At 63.6% G+C, this 13,588-nt stretch carries 8 protein-coding genes and 1 pseudogene; 5 read left to right on the forward strand and 4 right to left on the reverse strand.

Annotation, left to right across the window (positions count from 1 at the left end; all coding sequences use genetic code 11):
* A partial coding sequence (locus GWC77_RS22575; protein ID WP_173260465.1) for a transposase occupies nt 1-216 on the forward strand: 216 nt, incomplete at its 5' end.
* A gap of 22 nt (nt 217-238) precedes the next feature.
* On the opposite strand, the pseudogene GWC77_RS22580 reads toward GWC77_RS22575, so the two are convergent.
* A pseudogene (locus GWC77_RS22580) lies at nt 239-712 on the reverse strand (LysE family translocator); the annotation flags it as partial.
* Nucleotides 713-867: 155 nt separating this feature from the next.
* On the opposite strand from GWC77_RS22580, the gene GWC77_RS22585 reads away from it, so the two are divergent.
* Nucleotides 868-1,410, forward strand: a complete 543-nt coding sequence (locus GWC77_RS22585) for an alpha/beta hydrolase (RefSeq protein WP_173260469.1) — start codon at nt 868-870, stop codon at nt 1,408-1,410.
* A gap of 21 nt (nt 1,411-1,431) precedes the next feature.
* On the opposite strand, the gene GWC77_RS22590 is transcribed toward GWC77_RS22585, so the two are convergent.
* A complete protein-coding gene (locus tag GWC77_RS22590) occupies nt 1,432-2,559 on the reverse strand; it encodes a hypothetical protein (RefSeq protein ID WP_173260471.1) in 1,128 nt (375 codons plus the stop codon).
* A 184-nt stretch (nt 2,560-2,743) separates the two neighbouring features.
* Here GWC77_RS22590 and GWC77_RS22595 point away from each other — a divergent pair, with 184 nt between their 5' ends.
* The 3 genes from GWC77_RS22595 (at nt 2,744) to pbpC (ending at nt 11,872) form a co-directional block, all read left to right on the forward strand.
* Nucleotides 2,744-3,178, forward strand: coding sequence for a hypothetical protein (locus GWC77_RS22595; RefSeq protein ID WP_173260473.1), 435 nt, complete (start codon nt 2,744-2,746; stop codon nt 3,176-3,178).
* A gap of 248 nt (nt 3,179-3,426) precedes the next feature.
* Nucleotides 3,427-9,552 carry an MG2 domain-containing protein gene (locus tag GWC77_RS22600; protein ID WP_173260475.1) on the forward strand — a complete coding sequence of 2,042 codons (6,126 nt, stop codon included), beginning with the start codon at nt 3,427-3,429 and terminating at the stop codon, nt 9,550-9,552.
* 43 nt (nt 9,553-9,595) lie between these two features.
* The gene (pbpC, locus tag GWC77_RS22605; RefSeq protein ID WP_173260477.1) at nt 9,596-11,872 is read left to right on the forward strand and encodes a penicillin-binding protein 1C; all 2,277 of its coding nucleotides are present in this window, start codon (nt 9,596-9,598) and stop codon (nt 11,870-11,872) included.
* 28 nt (nt 11,873-11,900) lie between these two features.
* Here the strand turns inward: pbpC and GWC77_RS22610 are convergent, their stop codons facing one another.
* The gene (locus tag GWC77_RS22610) at nt 11,901-12,461 is read right to left on the reverse strand and encodes a hypothetical protein (protein ID WP_173260479.1); all 561 of its coding nucleotides are present in this window, start codon (nt 12,459-12,461) and stop codon (nt 11,901-11,903) included.
* A 366-nt stretch (nt 12,462-12,827) separates the two neighbouring features.
* Complete coding sequence (locus GWC77_RS22615) at nt 12,828-13,502, reverse strand: HAD family hydrolase (RefSeq protein ID WP_173260481.1); 675 nt, start codon at nt 13,500-13,502, stop codon at nt 12,828-12,830.
* Between the last annotated feature and the right edge of the window lie 86 nt (nt 13,503-13,588).

Genomic DNA, 13,588 nt, shown 5'->3' on the forward strand with positions numbered 1-13,588 from the left:
GAGGTGGCGCGAATGATTCGCCGCCACTTCGACGGCATCATCGCTTGGACTCAGACTCGCCAAACCAACGGCTTCATCGAGGCCATCAATGGCTTGTTTCAGGCTGCCAAGCGCAAGGCGCGCGGCTGCTACACGCGCTTCGAAACAATGCGAACCGTGCTGTTCCTCATCGCCGGCAAGCTAGATTTCTCCAGCTTCAACCCGCATGCCTCGTGAGCCGCTTTACCCACTGCATTTTCAAAAGAGCCATAAGTCCTAGAACGGTGAACTGTAAAAAGACCGAACCGCGTTCCGGATGCACGAACTGAGGCATGAAGGCGAGGAAGAATAGTGCGGTCTTGGGGTTGAGCATTTCAGCAGGCACCGCCTGCAAAAAGGCTTTTGCAGGCGTGACGGCAGGCACTTTCGGCAATGAGGGATCGCCCTGCTTTTCGAGGATCGCGCGAACACCAAGATAGATCAGATAAGCCGCTCCCACGAACTTGACCGCGTTGAACGTGAGCGCGGAAGTCATCAGTACCGCCGACAGGCCAACTGCGGCGAAGACGGTATGCACGAAGTCGCCGGTTGCGATCCCGAGGCCTGTCATGACTCCCGTTTTGCGGCCGGCCTGAGCCGTGCGGCTCAATACGAGCAGCACCGCGGGACCAGGAATGAGAAACAGCCCGAGAACGATGACAACGAAGGTGCTCAAAGAGGAAAGGTCGAACATTGCGGCTCCTGTCCTAAGCAGTTCGGAATGCGATTGTCTACCATCCAAGCTCCGATGTCGAACGACGGTTCTCGCTGCCTGCTACACGCAACTTATGTTGCCAGAGTCCATCTGCTTTTACACTGGAGGCTCGTTCGAGCTTGGAGACCTGGCAGATGGATCACCCCGTTTTCGTTATTCCCGGGTTCGGCAATTCCGGCCCATTGCACTGGCAAAGCAGGTGGCAGACCCTGCATCCGGCGTGGCGGCGACTCGTTGTCGAGGATTGGGATCATGTAGCGTGTAACGATTGGGTATCCGCAATCGAACGGCAGCTGACGGGAACCGGCGGCGACACCATTATCGCCGCGCATAGCCTCGGATGCCTCGCGCTCGCGCATTGGGCGGTCCGCCATTCGCGCCATTCGCGCCGGATCCGCGGAGCGCTGCTCGTCGCCGTGCCGGACCCCGCCGCGCCGGCATTTCCCGCGGCGGCAACGGGGTTTCTGCCTCTACCGTCCGAGCGGCTGCCGTTTCCTACGATCGTCGTATCGAGTTCCAACGATCCCTATGGCGGCGCGGACTATGCACGTCGCTGCGCCGACGCATGGGGGAGCACTTTCGTCGAAGCGGGAGAAAAAGGGCATCTCAACGCAGACAGCGGCCTTGGCGACTGGCCTGAAGGCTTGATGTTGCTCGAATCGTTGGGCCAGGCATAGCGCATTGGTGCGCGTTGCCGTTCAGTCGACGATATTGCGCACCCAGTCCGCAAAACTCTCGTTCTCGAATTCATAGACATCGCGCGGAGTCTTCGCCACGACCGTCTTTTCCGCAAGCCGGCCCAACGCCTTTTGAATGTGCGTCGGCTGCAAGTCGTCGATACCCACGCGCTTGCGGATTTTGATCAGCGTCGCTTTCGCGAAGGGTTTCATCGAAGGGTCGTCCGCGAACATCCGCACGAGCACGCGCTCGGTCGCATCGAGCGAATTCCAGGTCCCCTCGTGATTCTCGGTGCGCGCCAACTTCTCCTGCTGCATCGCAATGGCTTCGGGAAACGTCAGCGCCGGACTCATCATCAGTGCAAGCACGGTCTCCATCAAAGGCTCCGGGCGCCGCCCGAACAACTCGAAGGCATCGCGCGCCGCCGATGTATCGAGCTTGCGCTTCGTCGATTCCCTGAACCGCCGGGCGATGTAATCGACGAAATCGTCGCCGAGCAGCGGAAAATCCTGAACCGTACTCGCGGCCGAGTAGAGCGGCGCATTCGCATTCGTGAACACATGACCGAGCTTCGTGCGCGAAGAACCCGTAAACAACATGCGAAGCCGGCGCTGATGCTTCGTCAGCGTCGTGCGCAGCGCGCGCGCCATCTCCTCGCCTTCCTTGCTGCGGCCGAGCGATTGCGCCTCATCGATCAGAAACAGCACCGGCCGGCGCTTCGTCAACTCCGCAACGAGCGCATCGATCAAAAGCGCCGTATCCCCGATCTCCCGCTTGTGATCGTCTTCGAGTTCGATATGGCCTTCGAGCGTCGCGCCGGCGAACTCGGCCTTACCCTTGAGCGATTTGACGGGCGCCTGCAGCCGCGCCATGACCTTTTCGAGCAGCGAGTGCGGCTCCAACGCCTCTTCGAGCGAACGTGCGAGGGCGGCGCCCGGCGTTTGCCGCGTTTGCCAGAGGTCGGCGTACACTACCGTGTAGCCCGCGCTTTCGGCCAGCGGTTTGAGGTCCCGCAAGAGAAACGCTGTCTTGCCGGTACGGCGCGGCGCGAAAATCGTCGTCGACGTGACGAGCCCGGCGTCCAGCGTGGCGAGATAGGCGCTCGCCAGCTCGGGCCGCGGGAAGTGCCACAGTTCCGTCAATTCCATGAAGTTATCCAGAATTATCCAGAGGATGGGTAATTATACCTGAAATGGATAATTTCGGATAACCTCGGGCGGCATGGCGGATTTCGTTACATCTCTTACGGACTCCGGACCGCTGAGCAACATTTGCCTTTCGGCGGCTCGCTATACTGCGCGCCGTTATTCAAACGAAGACGAAAGGCCTCATATGTTGAAGAAAAACGTTCGGATTGCCGCCTTCGCGGCGTTGGCTGCGTTGAGCTCGCTGCCGGCATTCGCCGGCGATTTGAACAATGCGCTCGGTGGTGCCCTGGGTGGCGCTGCCGGCGCTGCCGTTGGCGGCGCCGTCGGCGGCAGCACCGGCTCGGTCATCGGCGGTGCCGTGGGCGGCGGCGCAGGCGGGGCCATCACTTCGAATCGCCGCGAACGCACGGGTGCGATCGTCGGCGGCGCGTTGGGCGGCGGCACGGGCGCGGCGGCAGGCAATGCGCTGGGAGGGCGCACCGGCGGCATCATCGGTGCAGCCGCTGGCGGCGGAGCCGGCTCGGCGCTCGGCGGCCACATCTCGCGCGCGAATTCGTATTCCAACGATTACGACGCTCACCGCGGCCGGCACCATCGCAAGCACCACTATCGCGGCTGACATCATGTCGCTGACGGCCGTTCCAACAGGGGCGGCCGTCGTCGCATTCCGCCGATCGAAAGCGAACCGGGCCGGTCGGCGGCTCTCTTCCTCTTTGCCCATTTTGTCCTGTCACTGGACAGCCTTGTCTCCCCGATAGTCTTTTAGAATCTCACGCATCGTAGCGCTAGCGGCCAAATCGTGGATGGCGATAGCGCTCGTCTTGCGGCTCAATCGATAAATCGAAGAAGTAAAACGGAGCGCGGTCGATGCAGAACAACAAGATCGGGATGGTGTGCCGATGGGCCGCCGCGGCAGTCGCGGCATTCGCGCTCACGGGAGCAGCGGGGTGGCGGGCCGAGGCTGCCCGAGTGACACGCGTCACGCCGCAAGGCAAGGTGGCACAGGTCCGGCAGGTCGTCGTCAAGTTCGACGAAGCCATGGCGGCGTTCGGTTCGCCCGATGCGCCCGCGCCGGCACGCGTCAAGTGCAACGACGCTTCAGCCAGCGCCGGCCACGCGCGCTGGATAGACGAGAAGACCTGGGCCTGGGACTTCAACGCCGATTTGCCGCCGGGCGTCTCGTGCACCGTCGATCTGAGCGACGGACTGAAGTCCGCAGCAGGCACCGCGCAAAAAGGCCCCAAGCACTTCACGTTCGAAACGGGCGGGCCGTTCGTCAAATCGATCGCGCCGATGGGCGGCGAGATCGAAGAGGATCAGGCGTTCGTGCTGCGGCTCAACGGCCCGGCGACTGCGGACTCCGTGCAACGGAACGTCTGGTGCGAATCGAGCGGGCTGGGCAATCGCATTCCGATCAAGAACGTCGATGTGGCGACACGCGCGGCACTTCTGAAGCGATTTGGGCTGCAAAAGGAAGCGGCGCAGGTATTGACCTTGCAATGCCAGCAGGCGCTGCCGTCCGGTACGAAAGCGCAAGTCGTCTACGGCAAAGGGATCGCGAGCCCGAGCGGCATCGTCAACGATGTCGAACGCCGCTTCGACTATACGGTGCGCGAGCCTTTTTCGGTCAGCTTCAGCTGCGAGCGCGAAAACGCGAAAGCGCCCTGTACCCCATTGCGCCCGGTCCGGCTGCAGTTCAATGCGCCGATTTCGCGAGCCGATGCGCAAGCGTTCCGTATGAAAGGCCCGAACGGCGAGATGAAGCCTTCGTTCTCGCCCGATAACAACGATCCGCAAACGAACACGGTCGAATTCGCGGCGCCGCTGCCCGAGCGAGCGGAGCTGATCATCCGTCCGCCCTCCAATTTGAAGGACGTGAGCGGCCGGGCGCTGGCCAACGCCGATCTTTTCCCGCTCAAAACGATGACGGCGGCCATGCCGCCGCTCGCGAAGTTTTCATCGGGGAACTTCGGCATCATCGAGCGCTATGCCGAACCGGACACGCCGGCGCTCGTGCCGATCACGCTGCGCAATGTCGAGGCGGACCTGCACGTCGATGGCCTCAATGCGGGCCATGCGCAGTTCGCGAAGATGCGCGTCGAGGCCGATCGCGACATTCGACGCTGGATGCGCAACGTCGAGCGGTTCGACGGCTTCACCGCGGATCGCAAGTGGATCGATGAGCATATGCCCGGGCTACTGGCGCACAATCCACACCCGGTCACGATCCCGCGCACCGGCGGCACCGACGACGCCAAGCAGGATCGCAAGAATCCGCAAATCGACCTGCGCTCGCTCTCGCTGCTTGCCGGTCAACAGAACATCGAAACGCTGACGCTGCCTAAGGCGGACCCGAAGACGTTGCGTCCTTTCGAAGTAGTCGGCATTCCCGTGGCGAAGCCCGGCTTTTATGTCATCGAACTGGCCTCGCCCGCACTGGGGGCGTCGCTGCTCGGCAAGCAGGCGCCGATGTACGTGCGCACCGCGGTCCTCGTGACGAATCTGGGAGTGCATTTCAAGCGTGGGCGCGCGAACAGCGTCGTATGGGTGACCACGCTCGATCGTGGGCAGCCGGTGCCCAATGCCGATATTCGCGTGAGCGATTGCAACGGCGACGAACTCGCTTCGGGCAGGACCGATGTCCACGGAGTCATGAAGATCGATGGACAGCTCGATGCTCGCGCGAAATGCCGGGACGACAGCTTCGAGGGTCTGTTCATCTCGGCCCGCGTCGACGATCCGAAAACGGGCCATGATATGGCATTCGTTCGATCGGATTGGAATCGCGGCATCGAGGCCTGGCGTTTCAACGTGCCTACCGATACGAGCGCGCAAGAGACGGTACGCGCCCATACGATCTTCGATCGGACGCTGCTGCGCGCGGGCGAGACGGTTTCGATGAAACATATGATCCGCGTGGAGACCATGCAGGGTCTCGCTTTTCCTAAGCGCTATCCGTCGCGCGTGACGATTCGCCATCTCGGCAGCGGACAGACGTGGCGCATGCCGCTCAAATGGACGGCCGATCATACGGCGGATTCCACGTTCGCCATTCCGGCCTCGGCAAAGCTCGGGGAATACAGCGTTTCGCTAGACGAAATCGATCCCGCCGCAAACGCTTCGAAAGATGCCGGCAACCGCGAGAATAGCGACGAAGCCACCGATAGCGAAGACAGTGACGACGATTCGGGCCAGCACGCTGGCCGCAGTTACGCATCGGGCAGCTTCCGCGTGGAGGAATTCCGGCTGCCGGTATTCGAAGGCACGATCGCCGTGCGCGACGAGAAGACTCATCCCCTCGTGGCGGCGAAGTCGGCACCGCTTGCCTTGCAGATCGAGTACACATCCGGTGGCGGCGCATCGGGCTTGCCGGTACAGGTCTCCGCTTTGACCCGGCGCACGTCGCCGACGTTTGCCGACACCTATCCGGAGTTCAGCTTCGAGCCCTATGTGCCCCGCAACGATGCAGGCACATCGGAATCGTCGGACGACGAGGCGAGCGCACGCGACTCCGGCGACGACGGTTCGAAGCTGATTGCCGACAAGGAGCCCGTGACGCTCGATCGCAACGGCGCGGGCAGTCTCACGCTGAAGAACATCCCGTCTGTCGATGGGCCGAAGAGCCTCGTCTTGGAGGCCACGTTCGCGGACCCGAACGGCGAGGTGCAAACGATCAGCGGTAATGCAACGCTCTGGCCGGCCGCCGTCGTGGCGGGCGTCAAGTCCGGGCAATGGGTGTCCGTTGGCAATGCGGTGCCGATCAAGGCGCTCGCCGTCGATCTGCAAGGCAAGCCCCGTGCCGGCGTGCCGCTCGAGGTGCGCGGTATTGCGCGGATCACGATCTCGTCGCGCAAGCGCATGGTCGGCGGCTTCTATGCCTATGACAATCGCACCGAGACCAAGGACCTCGGCACGCTATGCAGCGGCAAGAGCGACGACCATGGCCTCATGAGCTGCGATGCGAAGATCAAGGAAGCGGGCAATGTGGATCTCGTCGTGACGGCGAAAGACGGCGATGGCAACGCGTCGACGGCCTCGACATCGATCTGGGTCACGCGCGAAGACGAGCTCTGGTTCGGAGGAGAGAACACCGATCGCATCGACGTATTGCCGGAGAAGACCGCTTACGAACCCGGCGAGACGGCCCGCTTTCAAGTACGCATGCCGTTTCGCTTCGCCACGGCACTCGTTGCCGTGGAGCGGGAAGGCATCATCGAAACGCACGTCGTGAAGCTCGACGGCAAGGATCCGACCGTCACGCTGAAAGTGGATCCGGCATGGGGACCGAACGTCTACGTCTCGGTGTTGGCGCTGCGCGGGCGGATTCACGAAGTGCCTTGGTATTCGTTTTTCACCTGGGGCTGGAAAGCGCCGCTCGAATGGGCGAGGGCGTTCTGGTACGAAGGCAGGCAGTATGAAGCGCCGACGCCGCTCGTCGATTTGTCGAAACCGGCATTCCGATACGGGCTGACCGAGATCAAGGTCGGCACGGCAGCTCACAAGCTCGCGGTCACCGTGACGCCCGATGCGAAGTCCTATACGGTCCGCGGCAAGGCGCATGTGAAGCTGCGCGTGCGGATGCCGGGCGGCCAAGCGGCGCCGGCCGGCACGCAAATCGCCGTTGCGGCCGTCGATGAAGCGTTGCTCGAGTTGATGCCCAACGAAAGCTGGGACGTGCTCGATGCCATGCTGCAGCGGCGTGCGTACGGGGTGGAGACGGCCACGGCGCAGATGGAGATCGTCGGGCGGCGCCATTTCGGACGCAAGGCGGTGCCCGCGGGTGGAGGCGGGGGGCATGGCGCGACGCGCGAGCTCTTCGATACGCTGCTGTTGTGGAATCCGCGCGTGACGCTCGATGCGAACGGCGAGGCATTCGTCGACGTACCGCTCAACGATTCGCTCACGAGCTTTCGCATCGTCGCAATCGCGGCCGTGGGCGACGGTACGTTCGGCACGGGCGCCGCATCGATCAGGAGTACACAAGATCTGCAACTGATCTCGGGGTTGCCGCCGCTCGTGCGCGAGGGCGACCGCTTTCGTGCGCAATTCACCGTGCGCAACACGACGACGCGCGCGATGAGCGTCGTTGTCACGCCGAGCGTGACGGGCCTCGATCTGCCCTCGCAGACCGTGCAGGTCGGACCCGACTCGGCGCGCGAGGTCGCTTGGCTCGTGACGCCACCGGACGGCACCGCCGAGGCGACGCCTGCCGCGCTGACATGGAGTATCGGAGCCGCGGAGCAGGGCGGGCCGCACGCTTCGGATGCCTTGAAAGTAATGCAACGGGTGGATGCGGCGATACCGGTGACGGTGCAGCAGGCGACCCTTGTGCAGATCGACGGTACCTATTCGCTGCCGGTCGCCGCGCCGCCGAATGCGACCGCCACGCAGGCGGGCGCGTTGCGCGGCGGCATAGCCGTGTCGCTGCAACCGAAGCTTTCCGACGGCATGCCCGGCGTGCGCCGATGGTTCGAGCGTTATCCGTACAGTTGTCTGGAACAGCAAACCTCGCGCGCGCTCGGCTTGCGCGATGCGTCGCAATGGCAGGCTGTCGTGGCGAGGATGCCTGTCTACCTGGACCGCGATGGTCTTGCCAATTACTTCCCGCCTAGCGACGACAGCGGTAATACCGGCAGCACGACGTTGACGGCCTACCTGCTCTACGCGAGCGACGAAGCAGCAAGGCTCGATGCGCGCTTCGCGCTGCCCGACGATCTTCGCGCGAAGCTCGAGGGCGGGCTCGTCAACTTCGTGGAAGGGCGGATCGAGCGCAATACGTGGGCGCCGCGCAAGGATCTGGACCTGCGCAAGCTGGCGGCAATCGAAGCGCTGTCGCGCTATGGTTTTGCGCGGGCGGGTATGCTCGATTCGATCGAGATCGCGCCGAACCAGTGGCCGACGTCCGCGGTGCTCGACTACTACGCGATCCTGTCGCGGGTGAAAGACATCGCGCGGCGCGACGAAAAACTCGCGCAAGCGGAGCAGATCGTACGCTCGCGTCTCACCTACCAGGGCACGCGCCTGACCTTTTCGACGGCCGACACCGACGATCTCTGGTGGTTGATGGAGGGCCCCGAAAGCAATGCGGCACGCACGGTGCTGACGTTCGTCGACAAACCCGATTGGAAAGACGACATGCCGCGACTTCTCGCCGGTCTGCTTGCATTGCAACAGCACGGGGCATGGCAGACGACGACGGCGAATCTGCTCGGCTCGTTTGCCGTCGAGCGGTTTTCGCGCGCGTTCGAAAGCGTCCCCGTGACGGGCAAGACGAAGCTCGAGTTCGGGCCGAACGCGAGTACCGTCGCATGGGGCCAGCCCGCTGCCGCGGCAACGGCGGGATCGTCGGTTTCAGCGCGACCGGCCGCGCGCGCGATGTCTTCGGCGGCGACGGCTGCCACCAAAACGGCCGATACGCGCGCTCAGCTGTTGGCATGGCCGCCCGAGGCGCGCAGCGCACCGGTTCCGTTGACGCTCACGCATGAGGGGACCGGCAAACCGTGGGCCACCGTCGAGAGCCTGGCCGCCGTCGAGCTCAAGGCCCCGTTCGCCGCGGGCTATCGGATCGCGAAGACGGTGACGCCTGTCGAGCCGGCGGTCAAAGGCGTCGCTACGCGCGGCGATATCGTGCGGGTGCATCTGGATATCGATGCCCAGACGGACATGACATGGGTTGTCGTCGATGACCCGGTTCCGGCCGGCGCGACGATTCTCGGCTCGGGCCTCGGGCGTGATTCCGAGGCCGCCACGGTGGGAGAAAAGGCGCAACGCGGCGCATGGCCTGATTTCGTCGAACGTGGCTACGATGGCTATCGTGCCTATTACAGCTATGTGCCCAAGGGCAAGTTCTCCGTCGAATACACGGTCAGACTCAACAACGTCGGTACGTTCGGTTTGCCGCCGACGCGCGTCGAAGCGCTTTACGCGCCGTCGACTTTTGGCGTCTTGCCGAATGCAGCAGTCGTCGTCCAACCGGCCGCGCCGGCGAAATGACGGGGAGCGAAGGACGATGCGTCGGCAGGCGATCGAGGGCAATATGGTCAGGCTGAAAGCGTGGCGCGTTGCGATGGTTCGACCGCTTGTCGTACTGACGCTCGCGATTCCGCTTGCCGCGCACGCGCTCCCATCGTTCGAGGCGGTGCGCAGCCAGTGGCGCAGTTCCGATTGGGTGCTCGTGTCGCGCGACGGCGTGCCGCTGCAGCGCACGCGAATCGACGATACCGAGCGGCGCGGCGAGTGGGTGGCGCTCGCCGACGTCTCGCCCGCATTGCGCGAAGCGATCGTCGTGTCCGAGGACAAGCGCTTTTACGAACATAGCGGTGTCGATTGGCGCGGTGCCGCGGCCGCCGCGTGGGGCAATCTGTGGAATACGCGCACGCGCGGGGCTTCCACTGTCACGATGCAGCTCACTGGGCTGCTCGATGCCGAACGGCAACGTTCGGGACACCGAAACGTTACGGAAAAGGCGAAGCAGGCGGTCGGCGCGCTCTGGCTCGAACGGAGCTGGCGCAAGGATCAGATTCTCGAGGCGTACTTGAACCTCGTGCCGTTTCGGGGTGAGACGATCGGGCTGTCCGCGCTTTCGATCACGTTGTTCGGCAAGGCGCCTTCGGGTCTCGACGAGCGCGAGGCAGCCGTTGCCGCGGCGTTGATTCGCTCGCCGAATGCTTCGCATACCAAGGTTGCTGCGCGCGCGTGCCGAATTCTCCGCGATATGAAGGCGCCGTCGGGCTGCGCGACCCTCGGGGGCTTCGTGCAACTCGCCTTCGCGCGGCCGGCGCCGGCCGTGCTGTCGGTTTCCCCGGAGACGCAGATGCTCGCGCCGCATTTTGCGCGTCGCGTCGCCAATGAGGTGCATCCGAAGGCGGGTGCCCGAGTCGTCACGACGCTCGACGCGAAACTTCAACGTTTCACGAACGAGATACTGACGCGCACGATCGTCGAACTCAATGCGCCGGCTCACCCGCGCAACGTGCACGATGCCGCGGCGGTCGTACTCGATAACGCGACGGGCGAGGTGTTGGCCTGGGTCGGTTCGTCGGGCGCGTTCTCGGGGGCGCGCGACGTCGATGCGGTGCTGGCGAGGCGCCAGGCCGGCTCGACTCTGAAGCCATTTCTCTATGCGCAGGCGATTGCTGAGCGGCGACTCACGACGGCATCGTTGCTCGACGATGCGCCGCTCGATCTGGCCGCGGGCGGGGGTCTTTATATTCCGCAAAACTACGACAAGGATTTCAAAGGCTGGGTCAGCGTGCGTACTGCGCTCGGTTCCTCGCTGAACGTGCCGGCGGTACGCACGCTCGTGATGGTGACGCCGCATCGCTTCGCGACGACGCTGAGCGCACTGGGTTTGCCGCTCACCGAAAGCGGCGACTATTACGGGTATTCGCTCGCGCTCGGCAGCGCGGACGTGACGCTTCTCTCGCTCACGAACGCGTATCGCGCGCTGGCCAACAGTGGAATCGTGGCGCCTACCTGCGATTTGCCGGGTTGCGCCCAACCGCCGGACCCACGCTCGGCACAGGCGGCAAAGCGGGTGCTCAGTGCCGAGGCGAGCTACATCGTGACGACGGTGCTGTCCGATAACAATGCCAGGACGCGCACTTTCGGTTTCGACAGTCCGCTGCATACGCGGTTTTTTTCGGCGGTGAAGACCGGCACGAGCAAAGACATGCGTGACAACTGGACCGTCGGGTTCACGTCGCGTTATACGGTGGGTGTCTGGGTGGGAAATGCCGATGGCGAGCCGATGTGGGACGTATCCGGTGTGACGGGCGCTTCGCCGATCTGGGCGGCGATTGCCGGGTATCTGCATCGACGGGTTCCGAGCGCTGCGCCTCGTCCGCCGAAAGGCGTCGTGCAAGCGCGCGTGAGCTTCGAGCGCAATGTCGAGCCCGCTCGCGACGAATGGTTCATCAGCGGAACGCAGATGCCGGTGGTGGGTCTGGCGGCGAATGCGACATCAGCGGTTGAGCGCGCCATACCCGCAACGCAGGCGCGGGGTGGCGTATCGCGTGACGTGCATGGCGCGAGCGGGGCGGCTCGCATCGGCTCGCCCACCGACGGAACGCTGTTCGCGCTCGATCCCGATATCCCTCCCGCGCGGCAGCGCATCGTTTTCGAACGTGCACGCGGGTCGTCCGACGCGAGCGTGTGGCGGCTCGATGGCAAGGTGCTGGGCCATGGGGACCGCTTGACGTGGATGCCGTGGCCGGGCCGCCATGTGCTCGAACTCGTCGACGCGGACGGATCGAGCGCCGACAGCGTTCGGTTCGAAGTGCGCGGTGCGGTGGCGAAAGGTAAAAAGCCGTAGCATTCCTTGCTTACGGCAACGACGGTGGCTAAGGGGATTCTTCCGAAAGCTCGGAAGCCCTCGCATACAGCTCTCCCAACATTCGTCCCGAAGTGCCGTCGTCGAGTTCCGAGATCAATTGGCTGATTCCCAGTGGGCCCTCGTATTTCGTTGTCAGTGCTGGATGTCTGGCGAGCAGTTCGATCAGCTCAGGGCCATAGATGAACGCGTACCGGGAAAGTTGAGCGGGCATATATCCCAGCTCGTCGATGAGTTGCCCGTGATGGCGCGCGAGCGCCTCGATCGAACCAGCGCCGGCTGCATGTCGAGCCGCGTCCGCGATTCCCGTGGCGCTGAACCCCGCATCGCGAAGCGCTTGGTCATGCTGGCGCATAGCGTTCATGATTTCCTTGAGATCGACACGTGGCATGAACCATTGGATATCGATTGCCCGGTAATCCCGTCGCTGCAACCATTCGCGATTGTCATGCAAGACGCGTACGGCTGTTGGACGATTCGGTTCGCCCGCGAGAGAAACGAGATATTCGAGCGTTGCATGCGAATAAGTAGGCTGTTCGAGCTCCTCGTACGGCGGACCCGGCCGGTCCATGGACGCCGCTCCGTCTGTTCGAGGATGGCGGAACGCAACCCGTGTGTGGTGCCCCGCTTGCCGCGTCGGCGGAGGATGTCCGCCCGGCGTCAACGATCCTCGTTCGGAAGCACCATAGGCTTCGCTGTGCCGGCCCGAATCGACAGTTCTCTCGTCACCAATGCCGCCATTGACAGCCCCGCGGGCGCCGTGGCTGTTCGCGGGTCCGACTCCGGTCATGAGCAAGCCCTCAAGAATGGACTGGGGCGAGTGTAGCCGCGGCGCGCCGGACCAAGGCGCGCTGTGCGAAGTCGGGCGGGCGAAAGCGAATTTGCGCGCTCGGTGGGCCGGCGTCCAACGCGCTTTCGATGGCGAAAAGAAAAAAGTCTAAGGACGCGCAGCCACCTCGTCCAGATGCGCGAGCAAATCAGCCGGGTCTTCATAGACGCGCAGCGCGCCGGCTTTTTCTAGCTCCTCGGTCCCGTATCCGCCCGATAGCAAGCCGACACCAAGCGCGCGGCAGCGGCGGGCCGCGAGCATATCCCAGACACTGTCGCCCACCACGACAGCGGTCTCGATCGATACACCGAGACGTTCGGCCGCTGCGATGAAGAGATCGGGATCGGGTTTGGCGTGCTTGACCTGATCGCGCGTGACGACCACTGTCGTGCCCGGATCGACACCGAGCGATTCGAGGTTCAGTGCCGCCGTTTCCATCCGCCCGCTCGTGGCGATGGCCCATCGGATGTTGGCACGCGTCAATGCCTTCAACAGCTCGATTGCACCGGGCAGCGGTCTCACCTGCGCATGCAGCCGTTGATAGGCTGCGGCATGGGCTTGGCGCAGCCGCTCGACGCGATCCGCGGTGAACTCGTCGTGCGTTTCGCGCAGCAACTGATTGACGAACAGTCCGCCGCTCATGCCAATCTTGCGATGAATGCGCCACACGGACAGATCGATGCCCTCGGCATCGAGCGCTTCCTTCCAGGCAAGCACGTGCTGATAGACGCTATCGACGAGCGTACCGTCGAGATCGAATAGAAACGATGTCTCGATGCGCATGAAAGCCCTCGTCCGGAATCCAGAAAAAACAAGCATACGCCAGATATGGAGCGAATCGGCAGCGGACCTTTCGTTCGCCCGCTGCC

This window comes from Paraburkholderia sp. NMBU_R16 (assembly GCF_013282575.1).
GTDB lineage: Bacteria > Pseudomonadota > Gammaproteobacteria > Burkholderiales > Burkholderiaceae > Trinickia.